This is a genomic window from Pseudogracilibacillus sp. SO10305, from assembly GCF_037072005.1.
Classification (GTDB): domain Bacteria; phylum Bacillota; class Bacilli; order Bacillales; family Amphibacillaceae; genus Pseudogracilibacillus; species Pseudogracilibacillus intestinigallinarum.
Map to the genome: position 1 here is coordinate 60,607 of NZ_JAXHDE010000001.1, position 20,246 is coordinate 80,852.

General features: G+C 34.5%; 25 protein-coding genes. All 25 read right to left on the reverse strand.

What is annotated here, in order from left to right; all coding sequences use genetic code 11:
- Position 1 precedes the first annotated feature (1 nt).
- Positions 2–532, reverse strand: a complete 531-nt coding sequence (locus tag SPD45_RS00340) for a hypothetical protein (RefSeq protein ID WP_336265588.1) — start codon at positions 530–532, stop codon at positions 2–4.
- Between the two features lie 28 nt (positions 533–560).
- Positions 561–944, reverse strand: coding sequence for an aspartate 1-decarboxylase (gene panD / locus SPD45_RS00345; protein WP_336265589.1), 384 nt, complete (start codon positions 942–944; stop codon positions 561–563).
- Complete coding sequence (gene panC / locus SPD45_RS00350) at positions 929–1,825, reverse strand: pantoate--beta-alanine ligase (RefSeq protein ID WP_336265590.1); 897 nt, start codon at positions 1,823–1,825, stop codon at positions 929–931. Before panC ends, panD begins: the two co-directional genes overlap by 16 nt.
- A 4-nt stretch (positions 1,826–1,829) precedes the next feature.
- Entirely contained in the window at positions 1,830–2,654 is an 825-nt protein-coding gene (gene panB / locus SPD45_RS00355; protein WP_336265591.1) for a 3-methyl-2-oxobutanoate hydroxymethyltransferase, read from the reverse strand.
- Positions 2,655–2,666: 12 nt separating this feature from the next.
- Positions 2,667–3,641, reverse strand: coding sequence for a biotin--[acetyl-CoA-carboxylase] ligase (locus SPD45_RS00360; protein ID WP_336265592.1), 975 nt, complete (start codon positions 3,639–3,641; stop codon positions 2,667–2,669).
- The gene (locus tag SPD45_RS00365) at positions 3,617–4,783 is read right to left on the reverse strand and encodes a CCA tRNA nucleotidyltransferase (RefSeq protein ID WP_336265593.1); all 1,167 of its coding nucleotides are present in this window, start codon (positions 4,781–4,783) and stop codon (positions 3,617–3,619) included. The genes SPD45_RS00360 and SPD45_RS00365 overlap by 25 nt, the downstream gene beginning before the upstream one ends.
- A 4-nt stretch (positions 4,784–4,787) precedes the next feature.
- A complete protein-coding gene (gene bshA, locus SPD45_RS00370; RefSeq protein WP_336265594.1) occupies positions 4,788–5,915 on the reverse strand; it encodes an N-acetyl-alpha-D-glucosaminyl L-malate synthase BshA in 1,128 nt (375 codons plus the stop codon).
- Positions 5,912–6,331 carry a methylglyoxal synthase gene (gene mgsA / locus SPD45_RS00375; RefSeq protein ID WP_336265595.1) on the reverse strand — a complete coding sequence of 140 codons (420 nt, stop codon included), beginning with the start codon at positions 6,329–6,331 and terminating at the stop codon, positions 5,912–5,914. Before mgsA ends, bshA begins: the two co-directional genes overlap by 4 nt.
- 21 nt (positions 6,332–6,352) lie before the next feature.
- Positions 6,353–7,159 (reverse strand): 4-hydroxy-tetrahydrodipicolinate reductase, encoded by an 807-nt coding sequence (gene dapB, locus SPD45_RS00380; protein WP_336265596.1) that lies wholly within the window; start codon positions 7,157–7,159, stop codon positions 6,353–6,355.
- A gap of 9 nt (positions 7,160–7,168) precedes the next feature.
- Positions 7,169–7,510: a nucleotide pyrophosphohydrolase gene (locus SPD45_RS00385; protein WP_336265597.1), complete on the reverse strand. Its 342-nt coding sequence runs from the start codon at positions 7,508–7,510 to the stop codon at positions 7,169–7,171.
- A gap of 134 nt (positions 7,511–7,644) precedes the next feature.
- The gene (locus SPD45_RS00390; protein WP_336265598.1) at positions 7,645–8,325 is read right to left on the reverse strand and encodes a zinc metallopeptidase; all 681 of its coding nucleotides are present in this window, start codon (positions 8,323–8,325) and stop codon (positions 7,645–7,647) included.
- A gap of 60 nt (positions 8,326–8,385) precedes the next feature.
- A complete protein-coding gene (locus tag SPD45_RS14355; protein ID WP_442961975.1) occupies positions 8,386–8,595 on the reverse strand; it encodes a sporulation protein YpjB in 210 nt (69 codons plus the stop codon).
- Between the two features lie 38 nt (positions 8,596–8,633).
- Entirely contained in the window at positions 8,634–9,224 is a 591-nt protein-coding gene (locus SPD45_RS00395) for a DUF1405 domain-containing protein (RefSeq protein ID WP_336265599.1), read from the reverse strand.
- A gap of 251 nt (positions 9,225–9,475) precedes the next feature.
- Positions 9,476–10,252, reverse strand: coding sequence for a menaquinol-cytochrome c reductase cytochrome b/c subunit (locus SPD45_RS00400; RefSeq protein WP_336265600.1), 777 nt, complete (start codon positions 10,250–10,252; stop codon positions 9,476–9,478).
- Positions 10,253–10,267: 15 nt separating this feature from the next.
- Positions 10,268–10,942: a menaquinol-cytochrome c reductase cytochrome b subunit gene (gene qcrB, locus SPD45_RS00405; RefSeq protein ID WP_336265601.1), complete on the reverse strand. Its 675-nt coding sequence runs from the start codon at positions 10,940–10,942 to the stop codon at positions 10,268–10,270.
- Between the two features lie 20 nt (positions 10,943–10,962).
- Positions 10,963–11,469 (reverse strand): QcrA and Rieske domain-containing protein, encoded by a 507-nt coding sequence (locus SPD45_RS00410; protein ID WP_336265602.1) that lies wholly within the window; start codon positions 11,467–11,469, stop codon positions 10,963–10,965.
- Positions 11,470–11,611: 142 nt separating this feature from the next.
- Positions 11,612–12,076, reverse strand: coding sequence for a DUF2487 family protein (locus SPD45_RS00415; RefSeq protein WP_336265603.1), 465 nt, complete (start codon positions 12,074–12,076; stop codon positions 11,612–11,614).
- A gap of 15 nt (positions 12,077–12,091) precedes the next feature.
- Complete coding sequence (locus tag SPD45_RS00420) at positions 12,092–12,616, reverse strand: YpiB family protein (RefSeq protein WP_336265604.1); 525 nt, start codon at positions 12,614–12,616, stop codon at positions 12,092–12,094.
- Between the two features lie 52 nt (positions 12,617–12,668).
- Complete coding sequence (locus SPD45_RS00425) at positions 12,669–13,931, reverse strand: tetratricopeptide repeat protein (protein WP_336265605.1); 1,263 nt, start codon at positions 13,929–13,931, stop codon at positions 12,669–12,671.
- Between the two features lie 155 nt (positions 13,932–14,086).
- Complete coding sequence (gene aroA, locus SPD45_RS00430; protein ID WP_336265606.1) at positions 14,087–15,379, reverse strand: 3-phosphoshikimate 1-carboxyvinyltransferase; 1,293 nt, start codon at positions 15,377–15,379, stop codon at positions 14,087–14,089.
- 18 nt (positions 15,380–15,397) lie between these two features.
- Positions 15,398–16,495, reverse strand: coding sequence for a prephenate dehydrogenase (locus SPD45_RS00435; protein ID WP_336265607.1), 1,098 nt, complete (start codon positions 16,493–16,495; stop codon positions 15,398–15,400).
- A gap of 12 nt (positions 16,496–16,507) precedes the next feature.
- Positions 16,508–17,602: a histidinol-phosphate transaminase gene (gene hisC, locus SPD45_RS00440; RefSeq protein WP_336265608.1), complete on the reverse strand. Its 1,095-nt coding sequence runs from the start codon at positions 17,600–17,602 to the stop codon at positions 16,508–16,510.
- On the reverse strand, positions 17,602–17,973 hold the full coding sequence (gene aroH, locus SPD45_RS00445) for a chorismate mutase (RefSeq protein ID WP_336265609.1): 372 nt from the start codon (positions 17,971–17,973) through the stop codon (positions 17,602–17,604). The genes hisC and aroH overlap by 1 nt, the downstream gene beginning before the upstream one ends.
- Positions 17,970–19,043 (reverse strand): 3-dehydroquinate synthase, encoded by a 1,074-nt coding sequence (gene aroB / locus SPD45_RS00450; RefSeq protein ID WP_336265610.1) that lies wholly within the window; start codon positions 19,041–19,043, stop codon positions 17,970–17,972. Before aroB ends, aroH begins: the two co-directional genes overlap by 4 nt.
- A gap of 2 nt (positions 19,044–19,045) precedes the next feature.
- On the reverse strand, positions 19,046–20,212 hold the full coding sequence (gene aroC, locus SPD45_RS00455; RefSeq protein WP_336265611.1) for a chorismate synthase: 1,167 nt from the start codon (positions 20,210–20,212) through the stop codon (positions 19,046–19,048).
- Positions 20,213–20,246 lie beyond the last annotated feature (34 nt).

The following is a 20,246-nucleotide window of genomic DNA, read 5'->3' on the forward strand; positions in this document are numbered from 1 at the left end:
TCTATTGATATTTCCTATTTAATTTCATTTGTTCAAAAACACTTCCATCTTCTAATGAATAATATACAAAAACGTAACGCTTATGTTCATCTTCATACGTTATTTCTAATAATGGATTTTTATCAATCATTGCGTAGTTTGTCTTTTTTAATATACAAGATGTACATTCACTTTTCCATTCTTTTACTAACTCTTCTGCACTTTGTAACTCTTCTTGTTTATACTGTTTTATATATTGTTTTGAATCCTCACTTTTTTCTTTTATAAAAGCAATTAAAGGTTCTTTTTTTTCATTTTTACCTGTTGCAATATAAATCGTATCTATTTCTTGGAACTCGGTAACATCATCAATGTCAATTATATTTGTTTCTTGTTGAATTAATTTTTCCACTTTTTCTTCATTCGGCAATTTTGATGCGACAATCGTTCGATAACTTTGAAGTATATAAAATGCACATGCCAAAATTGCAATAATGATGATAGAAATAAATACTATCTTCCAATTAATGTATGGACGTTGTTTTGTTAGCATTTTCCATCCAACTTCCTTCATATATTCCTTATAAAATCGTTAACGATGGTTCTTCCTCGATGTATTGTTCAATTTCATTCTTTTCATTCATGATGGCAATTTTCGGTGTAAATGTTTTTAAATTTTCTTCTTGTACCATCGCATAAGCAATAATGATAACGACATCATCTTTTTGGACTAATCTTGCAGCAGCCCCATTTAAGCAAATAATACCTGAACCTCTTTCACCAGGAATGACGTACGTTTCAAAACGTGCACCATTGTTATTATTTACAATTTGCACTTGTTCATTTGCAATAATATTCACTTGATCCATAATATCTTGATCAATCGTTATACTACCTACATAATTTAAGTTTGCTTCTGTCACACGTGCACGGTGTATTTTTGATTTCATCATTGTACGAAACATGAATCGTTCATCTCCCCATTTACAGTTTTCACTTCATGACCATCTTTAGTTAAAATAATATTATCGATTAGCCTTGCTTTGGCAAATTGAACTGCTACGGCGATAATTACCTGTTCATGAAGCTCGTCCACAATTGTTAAATCCGGATAACGTAGTATATCAACATAATCTACAGTTCCAGTACAATTATGTTCTAAATAACGATGTATCTCCTCTTTTAAACGAACAACATCTGTCCAACCATTTTGCACTAAATCCTTCGCATGTTGTAAAGAACGGTATAATGCTAATGCATTTTTTCTTTCCGTTTCAGATAAATATACATTACGACTACTTTTTGCCAAACCATCACGCTCACGAACTGTTTGTAAACCAATCACTGTTAATGGAAAGTTTAAATCCTTTACAAGATAATGAACGACTGCAAATTGCTGGGCATCCTTTAATCCAAAATAAGCTCTCGTCGGCATAATTAAATGAAATAATTTTGTTAACACTGTTACAACACCATCAAAATGTCCAGGCCTACTCTGTCCACACAATACATCCGTTCTATTCGTTACCGTCATTTGAATGGACATATGATTTGGATACATTACTTCTACAGAAGGCATAAATAGAATATCTACTCCAGCGGCTTCTGCCAATACACAATCTCTTTCCTCGTCTCGTGGGTATGTATCTAGGTCTTCGTTCGGTCCGAATTGTAATGGATTAACAAAAATACTCATCACTATTATATCATTTTCATTTTTAGCTTCTGTCACGAGTGATAAATGACCTTCATGTAAATAACCCATCGTAGGTACAAAACCAATTGATTTATCTCCACATGTATTTAATTCTTCTTTTAATGACTTTACATCATATATAACTTTCATCTCGTTACCCTTCTTTGACCAAATCTTTGCCAACTGTATACGTATGTGCTTCTTCAGGGAATGCACCGGATTTTACTTCTTGTACGTATTGTTGAATTGCTTGAACGCCGATATGATTAAAATCACCAAAATGTTTGACGAATTTAGGATAGCCATCCCCGCCATATTGTAATATGTCATGGTACACTAATACTTGTCCATCACAGGCAGCACCAGCTCCAATACCGATTGTTGGTATAGTTAAAGACTCTGTCACTAATGCACCAATTTCTTTCGGTATACATTCAAAAACAATGGCAAACGCTCCATGTGCTTCTAACTGTTTTGCGTCGTGTATTAATTGATCAATTGCCTCGTTATTTTTAGCTTGAACGCGATATCCTCCTAATACATTAACCATTTGTGGTGTTAACCCTAAATGACCGACTACAGGAATCCCGCCTTCAGTTAAACGTTTAATCACTTGTAATGTTAAATCCGATGCACCTTCAATTTTAAGTGCTTGTGCATTCGATGATTGAAACAATCGCGTTGCGTTTTCGACTGCTTTTTCTAATGATTCGTGGTAAGACATAAAAGGCATATCGACGACAACAAATGTATTTGGTGCCCCTCGTCTAACTGCTTTTGCATGGTGCACCATATCATCAATCGTCACTTCTGTTGTCGATTGGTACCCTAAAACAACCATTCCTAAAGAATCTCCAACTAAAATAGTATCAACACCTGCTTGTTCTGCTTGTTTAGCTGATGGATAATCATAAGCAGTAAGCATCGTAATTTTTTCATTATTCTCTTTCATTTGCTTCCATTTTAATGTTGTTAACAATTGTTTTCCTCCTTAAAACCAAGCAATTTCACCTGAATAAATTCGTTTTATTTCTCCAGCTCGATCCATTAATAATGCGCCGTCCTCTGCAATGCCTAGAAAAATACCATCCCATGTTTCCTTAGCAATCGTTACTTGTAAACGTTCATGTATCCGAAATCCATAACTTTCCCATTGCTGTTTCACTTCTTCAAAACCACGATCAAGGAAACGGTCATATTTATCTTCAAATGTTTGTAATATTCTTTGCAAAAGGGCGACCATGTTCAATTCCTGTTTTGTTTCTAAGAACAAGGAACTTGCTTCATAATTTGTATTAACAGGTATTTCATTTTTTTCCTGATTGACATTTATCCCAATTCCAACAATAACATAAGATATTTGATCTTGTTCCGCCTGCATTTCGGTTAAAATGCCTGCAATTTTTTTACCATCTACTAACACGTCATTTGGCCACTTAATTTGTGGTGTAACAGAAGTTTCTTTATCGATTACTTCAGCTACAACGGTTGCTGTTAATAAGGTCAATTGTGGTGCTAAATAAGGTGGTATATTAGGGCGTAAAATCATACTCATCCAAATACCTTTACCACTTTTTGAATCCCATTGCTTGCCTATTCGACCTTTTCCTTCTGTTTGTTCATCTGCAATGACAATCGTACCGTGTTGTGCACCGTCTAAAGCAAGTTCATGTGCAATTCTTTGTGTCGAAGTAACTGTTTCTCTATGTACGATACGGTTACCAAGCCAATTTGTGTTTAATCCCCATGAGATCGTGTTTTCGCTTACTTTATTCGGATAACTTATAATTTTATAGCCTAATTTTGCTTTCGCTTCAATGGTATATCCATCTTTTTTTAATTCATTCATATGTTTCCAAACCGCATTACGAGAGATAGATAATTTTTCGGATAAAACTTGTCCAGAAATATATGTATCTTCATGATGCATTAATAACTCTATTAATCGTTTACGGGTGGATGACATTGAATCCACTCCTTTAAAATTATTTTTTCATTTGGTAAATGACCTTTTACGACAGCAACTTCTACTTCACGAAGTAAGTCACCTATCCATTTACCTGTCCGTTTTTCTGGGAATAACTCCATTATATCACGTCCGGTGACAACAAGTGCAGATCGACTCTCAATCGGCAAAGCTTGTTTTTTTTCTATCCACTTATGACGATCTATATTCTTTGATAAACTTTCTGTTACTTTTTGTAACAGTTGTACAAATGGCGTGATTAACGGCTCTGCCACATCGTATATTAGCATATCATCGATTCCATGTAACTGGTAATGATCATAATAAACAAGAAGTTTATTCGCATTATTTCTAACTTCATTAGGCATTTTCCATTTTTTTATCCAATGTTGAATAGAAAAATCATTTTTTTGTATGCACATATAAGCGACAAATTCTGCCAATCCGCTAAATGGTCTCGTTATTGTAGCTAACTCGTTCATCATTATTGGCTTCTCTTTGAAAAGTGGCAAATATAAAGCGATTTGTACTGTGTTCATATATTTCCATGCAAGTTGAATAGAGTGACCTTTTATGAGCTTCGTCCACTCCTGTAACATCCGTTCTGTTGCAATTTGTTCTAATCGAAATGCTTCATCTTTCATAACGTTTACTAATGTATCATCTAGTGAAAATTGAAGTTCGCTAACAAAACGAATGGCACGAATAATTCGCAAAGGGTCTTCCGTAATTCTATCAGTTGCATGTTGAACCGCTACGATACGTTTTTCATGTAAATGAGTGAGACCTTCATAAACATCAACTATATCTCCACTCTTATCCATTGCAATCGCATTCATTGTAAAATCACGATACATTAAGTCATCTTCTAGTGTGCTTTTCAGTCCACGAAAAGTAGTGATTTCATAAGGAACATTGTGATGAATGACTAAAACGGTTCCATATTCACTTGCAATATCAACAACATTAGGGAAAAATGTTGCTATTTGTGTTGGAGTTGCAGATGTCGTAATATCAATATCATTTATTTCTTTTTCCAATAAATAATTACGAACTGCTCCCCCAACGATATAAGCAACTTCTCCATTTTTTTCAATTTGTTCTAATATTTCATATACATGTTCAAATGACTTTGGTAACATAAATTCACCTATTTGCTAGTAATTGGTCATATAAGGTAATGTACTCATCTAGAATTTTTCCCGATCCAAACATATTATGGACTCGTTCCAATGCATTATGTCTAAATCGCTCTAATTTTTTCTTATCTTTCAATAAATCAATGGCATATGTTGCTGCTTTTTCTGTGTCCCCTAAAGGGACAATATATCCTGTTTTATCATGGATGATTACTTCTGGTATACCACCAACACTTGTACCGATTGTCGGTACCTCACAAGCCATTGCTTCTAATAATACTAAACCAAAACTCTCTTTCTCAGACATTAATAATTTTAGGTCCGAGATTGATAGTAGATCACTAATGTTTTTTTGTTTTCCTAAAAACAACACTTTATCTTCTATGTCGTATTTTTTCACACAATCAATCGCTGTTTGCATTTCCGGTCCATCTCCAACAAGCAATAATTTACTTTTTACTCCTTGTTGAATTAGTGAAAATGTTTGAATGACATCTTGTATTCGTTTTACTTTCCGGAAATTAGATATGTGAATTACGACACATTCATCATCTTCTATCTCATAATCTTTTTTTACAAACTGGCGCTCTTTTTTGTAATACTGTTCTTCATTAACGAAATTATAAATAACATGTATTTTTTTTTCGACTAGTAATTGTTGAATGGTGTCATTGACAAGTGAATCTGATACAGCTGTAACAGCATCAGATTGCTCAATACCATATTTAATCATTCGTTTAAATGTTTTATCAATACCTAATACCGTTATATCTGTTCCGTGCAATGTGGTCACAATTTTCACATCATGATTTGCGATATCTTTTGCTAAAATTGCACTAATTGCATGTGGCATAGCATAATGTACATGTAATATATCCAATTTTTCGCGGTCAATGACATCGGCCATTTTAGCCGCTAATGCTAAATCATATGGTGGATATTGAAATACCGGATAATGGTTGATTTCAACTTCATGATAATAAATATTTGGATGAATACAATCTAAGCGAAATGGTAAGCTAGAAGTTATAAAATGTACCTCAAATCCTCGTTCCGCTAACATTTTACCAAGTTCTGTTGCTATTATACCCGAGCCACCAACTGTCGGATAGCATGTAATACCAATTTTTTTCATGAATTAGAACCCTCTTCTCGATTTTTCATATATGTTCGCCACTGAAAATCTCCACGTTCTAATCCATGGATCAATACTTCTGCAGCTGCAATATTTGTCGCTAAAGGAATTAAATGAACATCACATAATCGCATTAATGCACTAACATCTGGTTCATGTGGTTGTGCTGTCAATGGATCGCGAAAAAAGAAAATAATATCCATATCATTCGTCGCAACTAAAGCACCGATTTGTTGGTCTCCACCTATTGGTCCTGATTGGAACTTCTTAATCGATAAATTTGTCGCTTTTTCAATTAAAGAACCTGTTGTACCCGTTGCAAATAGTGTATGCTTTTTTAAAATATGTTTATAAGCAATCGAAAATTTAATCATATCATCTTTCTTTTTATCATGTGCAATTAATGCGATGTTCATTATTTCACCAATCTTTCTTATTTATTGTAAATCTAAAATATTTTCTAAACCATACACGAGCGTTTTATATTTACTCACTTCTTCTATTGCTAAACGTAGTCCGTCCATAAATGATTCTCGATGGAACGAATCATGTTTAATCGATAATAATTGACTTTTGCTTCCAAATACGACTTCCTGATGTGCTACTAAACCTGGAAGACGCATACTATGAAGATGGATCCCATCTATGTTTGCTCCTCTTGCTCCTTCCACACTTTCATATTCATCTGGATGACCTTGTTGCTTCGCTTCACGTACTTCCTTTATCATTTCCACTGTTTTCACCGCTGTACCAGATGGAGCATCAATTTTTTGATCATGATGTTTTTCAATTACTTCTACGTCTGGAAAATATTTTGCAGCCATTTTACTAAAGACCATCATTAAAACAGCCCCTAATGCAAAGTTAGGTGCAATAATACAACCGATACCTTTTGCTTCAGCTATTTTAGTTAACTCACTTATTTGTTCATCCGTAAAACCAGATGTTCCAACTACGGCATGAACGCCGTGTTCTAAAGCTGCTTTTGTATTAATATACCCAACATTCGGAATCGTTAAATCTATAAATACATCTGCTTTAACAGATGAAAAGCAGGTTTCTGGGTCTTCAAAAATTGGTGCTTGTAATGCCGTACTCGGTATTACTTCAGATAATTTCTTTCCATTGTTTTTTCGATCAATACAGCTAACTAATTCAAAATTAGATTCATTCTCAATCATTTTTATTGCTTCTGTACCCATTTTCCCTCTTGGACCAGCTAATACTATTTTAATCGCCATCATTATATCCCCCTAATTTTCTTCTTTTTTTGTCCAACGATCTTTATCTCTCGTCGTTATTTTAGTAATAGACGTATGAAACGCTTCTGATAAATTTAAATCGAGTGAATTCGTTATACAAGCTAAGACGAACAATATGTCCCCGATCTCTTCCTCGACCGTTTTCACTTCTTCTGTTGCTTTTTTCGGTTTTTCTCCATAATAATGATTTATTTCTCTTGCTAGCTCCCCTGTTTCTTCGGAAAGCCTTGCCATTAAAGCGAGTGGAGAAAAATATCCTTCTTTAAATTGTGAAATATAATTATCTACTGCTTTTTCAATTTCTTTCGTTGTATAAACTGGATTATCTTCCATTGTAATCGCTCCATTATTTTCATTAATTAATCATAATGTTAACGAAAACAACTTCTTTTGACAACTGTTTTAACTGTTTCTAACATAAAAAAAGTAGTATATAACAATCTTTCTTGTTACATACTACTATCTCTTTAATCTCTGTTTGCTAAAAACATCAATATAAAACGAAGTAATTCAGCAACTGCTACAAGCGCTGCAGCTACATATGTTAAAGCTGCGGCATTTAACACTTTTTTTGTTTCCCTTTCTTCACTGTTCGTAATAATACCTGTCATGACGAGCTGATCCATCGCTCTACTTGATGCATTAAATTCAACTGGTAATGTTATAAGTTGAAATAAAACAGCAAACGACATAAAAATAATACCTAATAATATTAAATTCATGGAATTTAATATTATTCCAGCAAAAATAATGATAAATGCACTATTCGAGCCAAAACTAGCTAACGGTACTAAAGCCGTTCTAAAATTTAAAAATGCATATGATTCAGCGTCTTGAATCGCATGACCAACCTCATGTGCCGCAACAGCTGCAGCAGCCATAGAATGACCATGGTAATTCCCTGTTGATAATCGAACGACCTTTGATCTCGGATCATAATGATCTGTTAACGTTCCTTTAACTTCTTCAATATGAACATCAAATAGACCATTTTCATCTAATATTTTACGTGCTACTTGTGCACCCGTTAATGAAGAAGATGTAACAACCTTTGAATATTTACTGTACGTTGTTTTTACCTTCGATTGGGCCCACAATGGAATAATCATTAATAAGATAAAGTATATAATATACGCTCCTAATGACATGATTCACCCTCCAACTATTTCGTCTCCTATCGTCAATAATAGTCAAATCAATGATGAAAGTCAACGATGGCGTTCTTTTTCCTGTTGTTTCATCGCTTTATATTTTCTCCAACTTACATATGTTAATACAGAAATAATTACAGTAGAAATAATTATAAAAATGATCGTAAATGGATACAATTGCCCTTCATATAACGGGGTGTAAATATATACATTTATTATGATCCCTATGAGAATGATCGATATATATAAATGTATAGAGACCACCACCTTCAAAAATGTTATACGACATTGTATGTATCCATTTTTTATTTATGTATTGAATTGTTTTGTTTCTTTTTAATCGTTATATGATATGTAAATAAAATGGTAAAAATGGATAACCAAAATGTGAAGTAACCTATTTCTTTCATATAATCATTTATAACAGGATAAATTGGCATCATACCATATACATAATCAATTATTTCATTATGTAATAAAACTATCGCTGCAACAGCTAAATGTTTTAATTGTATTTGATAATATGGTGCATATAACACTCCTTGAATAGCCATCGCTCCATGTGATGCTATTAACATATATCCTTGCCAGTTTAAGCTTCCAGTAATAATCAATGTAAGAATATTCATGACAACTGCCCAAATACCATATTTTATTAAAGAAGTAATCGCTAATGCTTCAATATAAGGAACGTGCTTGCCAAACATAAAAAAGAGCAAAAAAATGGTGAAAAACAAACTTGCTGTTGGACTATCAGGTACGAATGGGATAAAAATAGGCGGTGTTATTTCCAATTGATATTTGTACCAATAGTAACCGTATATGGTGCCAAATAAATTAATTAAAAATAGTATGATTAAAAATGGTTTATACGTCAATATAAATTTCCAATTCATACGTGGATATCCTCCCTTCTTTTCAGGAATATCTTTTAGTGTATCATAACTTGACACGTATACAATACGGAAAACATTTCATTGAAAGAAGAAGAACCTTCTACACAATAAAATGAATGTAAATTTGTCAGCTATTATCCATTATTGACGGATATGAACGAACTTAAGCATAGATTAATGAAAACAAAAACAGCCATGTATATCACTGTTGATACACATGACTGTTTATATAGTTAGAGAGTAATTTGCTATTATTCTGCTTCTTCGTTTACAGTTAAAATGAAGTCCGCTAAATCAGCTAACTCTTCATCCGAACCTTCAAACATTCCCGGAGGCATGTCTCCAGTACCGTTTACAGCAATATCAGCAATTTCTTCCTCTGTATGTTCGATACCGATTAGAGATGGACCTGCAGCTCCACCATCTAATGAATCACCGTGACATGATAAACAGCTACTTTCGTATGCTTCATATCCTGGGTGTTCCGTATCGATTTCGATATCAGCTTGTAATACCGGTGGGTTATCTTCCGCAATTTGTTTGAAATCAACAGGACCTGCAGCTTCATATGTTAACCATATTGCAGAAATTAACGCTAATAACATCATTCCTACAGCGATTGGACGCTGTGGTGGTCTTCTTCCAGGACCATTATCTAAGAATGGTGCAAGGAATAGAGCCCCGAATGCTAAACCAGGTAATACAATCATACCTAAAATAATGAAATCTCCACTCGCAAATGGATACTTTAATAATTGATATAAAAATAAGAAATACCAGTCTGGTAATGGAATATATCCTGCATCTGAAGGATCAGCTAGCCCTTGTAAAGGAGCAGGTGAAGCAATCGTTGCACATAAAAATCCTACTAAAAAGACAGATCCAACTAGCCACTCTTTTAATAAGAAGTTCGGCCAGAATGCTTCCGTTCTACCAGGATATTCCGAATAATCTTTAGGTACTTGGGACGTTTTATCGGCATTAATTCGTGAATCACCGACAAAGCGCATTCCTTTACCTTTTTTCATAGCTACCCCTCCTTTTTATAGTGGTCCAGCAATACCTTGTCTACGGATTAAAATAAAGTGAACTGCTAATAATCCAAATAATGCAGCTGGTAAGAAGAACACGTGAATCGCAAAGAAACGTGTTAATGTCTGTGCACCTACAATTGTTGGGTGTCCAGATAATAATGTTTTTAAATATACTCCAATAAATGGAACTTGTTCTGCCATCTCAAGACCAACTTGAGTCGCAAAGTATGCTTTGTTATCCCATGGTAATAAATAACCTGTAAATCCAAGTCCTAACATAACGAAGAAAATTAATACCCCAACCATCCAGTTTAGTTCACGAGGTTTCTTGTATGCTCCTTGGAAGAACACACGCATAGTATGTAATAAAAGCATAACTATAGTAACACTAGCTCCCCAGTGGTGCATTCCACGTACTATTTGTCCATGAGCTACTTGACTTTGTAAATAGTAAACAGATTTCCATGCATTTTCAATATCAGGAACATAATACATTGTTAAGAACATTCCTGAAAGTACTTGGATTACTACGACGAAAAATGTTAATCCTCCAAAGCAATATACGAATGCTGAGAAGTGATAAGCCGGGTTAACGTGCTCAGGTACTTCGTGGTCAGCAATATCGCGCCAAATAGGAGTAACATCAATTCGATCGTCAATCCAATCATAAAGTTTTTGGATCATCTTTTAATATGCCTCCTTCCTTATTCTCTAGGTTTTGCTTCACCAAGATACAACATTCCATCTTTTACTTCTTGTTCATATACGTCTAATGGTGCTAAAGGCGGTGTACCTGGAATGTTTGTACCGTCTTTATTGTAGCGTCCATCGTGACAAGGACAGAAGAACTCATTCTGATATTTGTCACTACCTTCCCAAGAAACGAAACATCCTAAATGTTTACATACCGGGGAAAATGCTTGAATATCTCCATTATCATCTTTGAAGACCCAAGCTGTACGGTTTACTTCTGATTCATACCATCCATCAACTTGGTCAACGTTCCAGTCAACACGCTGTGGTGTATCTGTAATATCATCTACTGAAATAACACTTGCTAAACCACCATCAGAAGCTGATTTTTGTAATACAGGATCTACTGCAAATCGTAACATCGGTACAAGCATACCTGCAGCCATAAATCCCCCTAATCCTGTTAAAGAATAGTTAAGGAATTGTCTACGAGACACTTGTTGTTTTTTGTCGCTCATGGTTTTCCCCCCTCTTATTGCTTAATCACGGACAAAATTATATAAATTTATTACTAGGACATTTCTATAATATCTCAAACTATTCCCTTGGTCAATAAATTATACAATTTGTCACGAATTATTTCGCATATTTCATATTGTTTTACCAATATGAGCGAATTAACTCACTTATTTGTTCCACTTGACTCTTAATGACTTGAATTGTCTCTTCGGAATGGATATTTCCTTTTTTAATTCCCGGAAGCCATAACAATTCTCCAGCTAAGTTTCGCTCGTTCTTTTTCCATCCATTATCAAATGTCATGACAAAAATATGTTTAAATGGTTGAGATTGTAAATGTGTAATCCACTCATTCAATCTTTCCACTTCATTTTCCATATTCATATTTTCAACTTTTAAGTAATGATAAGTTGGAGTTAATAAAATACGACCACTTAATTCTTTTTCAATTTCATTTGCATATATCGATAAAACTTCACGTTGGAAGGCATCTTTTTCCAAGTTTGCTTCATCCGTTAAATGAAACTGTTGTAGTGGTACAATCGCTGTATCAATATATTCTTTTGCTTGAACATATTTTGGCATGTCTTCACTAAACCACTTCATCGTTCTCCTTCTTTCCTAATTGTTTTTCATTTGTAACCAATTTGTAAGTTGTTTAAAACGTTCCATATTACGTTGTTCTAATGCAATATCTATCTCATCTTTAATAAACTTGTCTTTACCTTCTTCTAATAAGTATTGTAATAGATCATCGGAAGTTTCTTTTATATTACAATCATAACTCAATTCATTTTCAATGACTTTATCGTATAGTTTTGGTCGGTGGCCATCATGAAAATTAACTTTCATATAAAAGGAATCATGGCGATACAACTGTAATTCGTGATATGCAGTATACACATCTGTTGTCGTAACATGATCCTTAAAAAAGCGAAAATTCATTTGCTCTCCATCTACAACATCAACGATGACACCCTTAGGACAATATTCAATATCATCCACAAAGTATAAATGGAATAATGCTTGTTCATCTCCTATTAATTCTTCAAAAAACCAATCATAATCGTAATGATCTATCGTATACATTTCTTGAAACCATAATAAAAATTGTTTTTTCAACTGAATCGTAACCGGATAATTCATCTGTAAGAACAATCCTTTCAAAGTTCATTTTACAAACTCATCGTATCATATTTTAATCAAAAGATGAAAATTTTAACCGTTCAATATGTGATAATACTTCTTCATCTGATGGTTCTTTATAAATATACTTTTCCAATGCATCCAAAGCGATGTCTGTCTGTCCTTCTTCCATCATAAAATAGCCGAATTCTTTTAAAAAGTCCACATCATGTTGTAAAAATTCATTTGCCATCTCATAATATCGAACCGCCTTATCATACATTTCAAGCTCATTATATGTTCTAGCTAATTCCCAATGGTAAATAGGTTCATCACTTACATCTAACTCATTAGCTGTCATAAATGCGATGATTTGCTCAAATTCGCCTTCTAGTTTATATAAGGAAATTAATGCAATAATAGCTTCCTTGTAATCTGGGTCTAATGCGATTGCTTCTTCTAAATATTGTATTGCCTGTTTATTATTTTTTAATTGTACCGCTAGTTGACCTGCTAATAAATATAATGATTTATCGAACGCATCATACATTAACCCTTTTTTTACTGTATCATATGCTTCTTGTACCATTCCCTCTTCTTTCCAAGCAGTTGCTAATTCCCGATATACTGTATGGTAATACGGATCAACCTCTAATAATTCTTCCCAAACACGGATGGCTAAACGGAATTGTTTTTGTTGAAAAGCTGTCATTCCATATTTGAATAATGTATTAGGATTTTTCGAGTTAATGTGACTATAGTACGCTAATGCATCTTCGTATTTTCCAATCAATGCATAAGATTCTGCTATTCGTTCTTCAATCAATACTTCATTTACTTGATCCGTTTCTTTTAATACTCTTTCATAAAATGGTAAGGCGCGTGATGTTTGACCGATAGAGAATAATAATTCGCCTAATGCAAAATCAATAATAAATTCATCTGGATATATTTCTTTCGCTTCTAATAATTTTTGCTCGGCTACTTCAAACAATCCTTGTGCTTGATATAAATCTGCTAAATGTAACAATGATTGTCCATAAAAGGGATCATCTTGATCTATGTCATTGATTAATTGGATCGCCTTATCGTCTTCTTCTAATTCAATATACATATGGGCAAGCCCAGCTAAAATTTGTCCTTCGTTTGGATATTTTTTCAACAACAATTCCAATACATTGATTGCTTCTTCAAAAAAACCGAATTGGCTGTATATTTCACTAATTGTAAACATCTGTTCATCTGTTGCATGTTTCATAAAATCTTGTAATAATTGTAACGCTTCCTCTACTTGGCCAATTTCAAAAAGTTGAACAATTTCCTCCAGTTTTTCCAACATATTTCCTCCTAAAAAACTTGTCTAAAGAAAAAAGGTTAGACATCGTTTCATTGTTTTGTAAAAGTTTCCTTTGTATCATAACTATTCTTTCATAATTATAGCAAAGAAAATGTATTTTACATTCCATTTGAAACTGTCTAACCTTCTAAACACTATTGTTTACACAATAAATTTAAATGCTCAAAAAACGCTGGGTAAGAAATGTTTATCGAGTCCGTATCATCTATCCATACTTCACTATTAGCGATTAATGCTGCTATCGCTCCCATCATCGCAATTCGATGGTCATAATAACTTGAAATATTTCCTCCCCTTAACGCTGTTTTACCATGAATAATCATACCATCTTCTGTTTCTTCTATGTTTGCTCCTAATGTAGATAATACATCTACAACAGCTTTAATTCGGTCTGTTTCTTTTACACGCAGTTCTTCTGCATCTTTTATAACTGTCGTACCTTCTGCTTGTGTTGCCAATAAAGCAATAATAGGAATCTCATCAATTAATCTTGCCATATAGGAACCATCTATCGTCATCGACTTTAACGTGCTGTATGACACAGTGATATCCCCTAACCATTCCCCACTAATTTCTCTTTGATTCGTAATCGTCATCTTAGCATTCATTTTTTGCATCACATCGATTATACCTGTTCTCGTTTCATTTAATCCAACATTTTTTAAAGTAATACTACTATTCGGCACGATGGCTCCTGCAACCATTAAAAATGCTGCTGAAGAAATATCTCCAGGTACAGTAACATTTACAGGTGTTAACGTATCTACCGGTTCTATCGTTACCGATAAACCCTCTGTTTTGATGTTTGCTCCAAATGCTCTTAACATATTTTCGGTATGGTCTCTAGTTTTTGCTAATTCAATAACGGTCGTATTGCCTTGTGCAAATAATCCAGCTAATAATATGGCCGACTTTACTTGTGCACTTTTCACTGGAGCTTCATATGTCATTCCTTGCAATTGTTTTCCACGAACGGCAATTGGCAAATATTTCCCATTTTGACGACCCTCTATTTTTGCCCCCATTTTTGTTAAAGGGTTTACGACACGGTCCATTGGGCGAACAGTTAAATACTGATCCCCATGCATAGTCGTAAAATATGGAATCCCACTAAACAAACCTAATAGCAATCTTGCTGTCGTTCCAGAGTTACCAAAATATAACGGAACTTTTGGCTCTTCAAAATTGTGGACACCTTTGCTTTGTACAATTACATTTGTTCCAGTCTGTTCAATTTGCACACCAAACTTTTTGAAAATATCAATCGTATGCAAACAATCTTCGCCATCTAAAAAATTAGTTATTTCTGTTTTACCTTCTGCCAAAGAAGCAAACATGATTGCACGATGGGAAATCGATTTATCTCCTGGAATATATACTTCTCCTTGTAATGGAGCCGTTACACGTTTTAATTGTATATTCCCCATATATAGTGCCCCTTTCTACTATTCCACTGTAACTTCATAATCATTTTCTTTTAATAATGTAACAGCACGTTGGCGATCTTTTTCTGTTGTCACACTTAAACGTAATGCACCGTTCACATTATCGCGTATTTCTAATATACGGATATTTTTTAAACTAATCGAGGCGTTCGCTAATAACTGTACTACTTTTGCAATAGATCCCGGTTCATCTTTAACGTCTACATACATATCGTAAAATGACGGTAAAGCACCTCGCGTCTTTTTCTCTCCAAGTCCATCCCGATATTGTTTTGCCTGATCCAAATATTGAATCATCTCATCTGAACTATTTTTATCAAGAAATTCTTTTAAGGTCACCATTTCATTGATCCAATCCTGTAATAATTTAGACATTTTTTGTCCATTATGTTGGAAAATATCTTGCCACATTTTTGGATTACTTGATGCAATTCTCGTAATATCACGGAATCCACCTGCTGCAAGTTCGGGTAAATACTCATGTACTTGCTCCCATTTCCTCGCTTGATGCACTAATGAAGATGCAATTAAATGAGGGAAGTGAGAAATAACACTCGTCATTTCATCATGTTCATTTGGTTCTAATATAATAAAATTACATTTCGTAGGAGCTAATACTTCTTTTAACGTATCTACTTTTTGTTTTGCACAATCAGTCGGCGGGGTTAATACATAAATTGCATTTTCAAATAAATGTTCTTTTGCCGCTTCCACGCCAGTTTTATGTGAGCCTGCCATTGGATGTCCACCAATAAAAGTTACTTGATCATTCACTAATCTATCCGATGTTTGTAAAATAGAACCTTTTACAGAACTAACGTCAGTGACAATTACAGGATGATCGAATGATATATGGGCAATTTTTTCCATTAATTGAATTGTTGCTGAAATAGGTGCCGCAAGAATGATAATCTCTGCTTTTTTACATGCCGTTTCAAAATCTGTCTCTGATTCCGATATCATCCCTGTTTCTTTCGCATATTGTAAAGACGCTTCATTTACGTCATATCCGATTACATAACGACCTTCTACTTCATTCAATGCCTTTGCAATCGAACCACCAATCAATCCTAAACCTGCTACTAAAATTTTCTTCATCTGTATACCTCATTACTTTTGCTGTGTTTGAAATTTACGTATGACACTTTGTAGGCCATCCATTTGTTCTTTCGTACCAATCGTTATTCGTACTGTGTTTGGATAACCTAAAAGTGCACCAGAACGAACAATATATCCATGTTCTAATAAATATTGCGCCATTTCATTTCCATTTACTGGCGTGTGTACTAATAAAAAGTTCGTATGTGACTCATTATAGGTCCAGCCAATATCATCTAAAAATGTTTGAAACGATGCTTTTATTTCGTCATTTAATTTTTTTGTTTCTCGCACAAAGTCGTTATCGTCTAAAGCAACTGTCGCTAAATACTGGGATAAAGACGTCGTATTAAACGGACTACGTACCACATTTAATAAATTAGCGATGCGCTCACTCGCAATAGCATAACCAAGTCGCAAATTCGCTAATCCATATGCTTTTGAAAAAGTTCTTAATACGATTAAGTTTGGAAAAGATGCAAGATTTTTTAATAAATTATAACGTTTATCTTGATCCACGAACTCATAATACGCTTCATCCAAGACGACAACTGTTTCTGATGGGCATTTTTGTATGAATGAGAGGAAGTCATTTTCTTCTATCAACTCTCCTGAAGGATTATCTGGTGTACATAACCATACAACTTTTGTATTTTCATCTATTTGTTGTAACATTTGATCAAGCTGATGACGGCCATTTACAGTTGGCACTTCCCTCACTTCCGCCCCTTCAATTAAGGCACTATGTCGATATTGCGGAAAAGTAGGTGACGCCATTACAGTATTTGTTCCTTCATGTAAAAATGTACGGCAAATAATGGCGATAAGTTCATCAGAACCACTACCAAAAACTAGTTGATCATCTTGTACCTGTAAATTCCCAGCTAGTTTTTTACGTAAATCATAGGCATATCCATCTGGATACATTTCCATTTCAAATGAGTATGTTTCGAATGCTTCTCTTACTTTATCCGAAAAGCCGAACGGGTTTTCGTTCGAGGCTAATTTCACAATTTCATTCAAACCATATAAACGTTTCACTTCATCAATCTGCATTCCTTGTTTATATGGTTGCATATGTTGTAATACTAATTTACCAACTGTCATTATTGTTCACCTTCTATCAAATCTGGTCGTAACTTTATCGCATCATTTAGAAATATATGTGTCACTTCATGTTGTTTTAACGTCGTTGCCGCCACTAACATGACTCGAATACATTTCGGTAAGCTATTAGGAACGTCAATTTCTCGCATACACATAACCGGTACATGTGTCCATCCTTCTAGCTCCCTAGCTGCTTTCGCTGGGAAACTAGCATTTAAATCATCCGTTACAGAAAAAAATACGTGTGATATATCATCTGGTCGAATTTCATTGACACGTACCATTTCTTTTACTAGTTTTGCTGTTTCATGTAAAATTTCATTTGCTTTATTTTCAGTAACTGTCGTTGCACCTCGAAACCCTCTCGTCATGATATATTCCACTCCTCTTTGAATGAACGAAGATAGTCTGCTATTTCATTTTCTGTCATTGGTACAATCAATGGCTTTCCTATTTTTTCTAATAAAACCATTTGAATCGTTCCAAACTGTGCTTTTTTATCTAGTTTCATTAACTGAATGATTTGATCAATCGGTATAGCTGGCAATGTTGTCTGGTAACCATTCCGTTTTAACCAATCATAATATGTTCGTAATTGTAGGGGTGTTTGATATTTTTTCTCACTTATATAAAGTGCAAATAACATCCCAATTGCCACTGCTTCTCCATGTGTAATTTTTCCATAACCTAATGAAGCTTCGATGGCATGTGCTAACGTATGCCCAAAATTTAAAAACATACGAATGTTTGATTCTTTTTCATCTTGTTCAACAATGTTTGCTTTTATTGCTATACCTTGATACAAATGATCAATTAACGGCAAGTTATTAATATTCTGTAAATTACACGTGAATAGTTCTTGTAAAAAAGCCTCATCATAAATATATGCCTCTTTGATCAATTCTGCATAACCTGAACGTACTTCATGTGCTGGTAATGTATGTAATGTCGTAATATCGTATATAACAGCTTTAGGCGGATAAAAACAACCAATCATGTTTTTTCCTAATTCATGATTAATCGCCACTTTCCCACCGACACTACTGTCATGGGATAAAATGGTTGTCGGTACTTGAACATAGTCAATACCACGCATAAATGTCGCAGCGACAAATCCTGCTATATCACCGATGACACCACCACCTAATGCGATGATCAATGATTTGCGATCCAATTGGGCTTCCATTAGTTTTGTTTGTAGACGATAATACGTTTCAATATTTTTGGATGCCTCTCCACTAGGTATGATGTCATAATGGATTGATTCATGTTGTAAGTTATCCATCACATCTTGTAAATATAATGGAGCAATCGTATCATCTGTAATGATAAAAATAGATGAATAAGTTTCCACTAGATAGTCTTTCAAGCGGAAACGAATTTTTTCACCTATATGAATAGTATACGGATGTGTACTCGTTTGAACATGTAGTTCTTTCATCATTAAAACCCTCTTATTTCTTCACGGTATTCATCAATTGCTCTCTTTAATGTGTCGAATTTATCACTTGGGAATTGTTCTGTAATTGCTTTAGCTAGTTCAAATGCTACAACATGTTCCATCACAACAGATGCTGCTGGAACAGCACATGAATCAGAACGTTCAATACTTGCATTAAATGGCTCTTTCGTATCAATATCAACACTTTGTAATGGCTTATAAAGAGTCGGTATTGGTTTCATCACACCTTTTACGACGATAGGCATTCCATTTGTCATACCACCTTCAAATCCACCTAAATTATTCGTTCGCCTGTAATATCCGCGTGTTTCATCCCATAGGATCTCATCATGTACTTCACTTCCGTTTTTACGTGCAGCCTCAAATCCAATTCCGATTTCGGCCCCTTTAAATGCGTTAATACTCATTACTGCACTAGCTAATTTCGCATCTAATTTTCGGTCATAATGTACATACGATCCAACACCAGCTGGCATTCCTTCAATATACACTTCACAAACACCACCTATGGAATCACCATCAGCTTTTGCTTGATCAATACAATCCATCATTTCTTGTTCAACATTTTTATCTAATACACGAACTGGCGATGCATCCGAAATCTCAAAACGTTCTTTTGCATCAAGCCCTTCCACTTCCTTAGCTTTAATTCCTGCGATTTCTTTTACATATCCGACAACTTCAATGCCTAAATGACGAAGCATTGTTTTAGCAATCGCACCTGCCGCAACACGCATAGTCGTTTCACGAGCAGATGAACGTTCTAATACATTACGCATATCACGATGGCCATATTTTAATGCACCATTTAAATCTGCATGTCCTGGTCTTGGACGTGTGACGACTCGACGGACTTTTTCATCTTCATCAATAGGATCTTCTCCCATAATACTTACCCAAGCTTTATAATCATCATTTGTTACAGTTAATGAGATTGGCGATCCTAATGTATATCCGTGACGTACACCACTCGTAATTTCTACTAAATCTTTTTCAATTTGCATCCGTCTACCACGACCATGTCCTTTTTGACGGCGTAATAAAGAAGCATTAATATCACTTTTTAATAAAGGCATACGTGCAGGTATCCCTTCTATAATTGTTGTTAATTGTTTCCCATGTGATTCCCCAGCTGTTAAATATCTCACTTCTACCACCTCTAAATAGATTGAATTTTTAAAC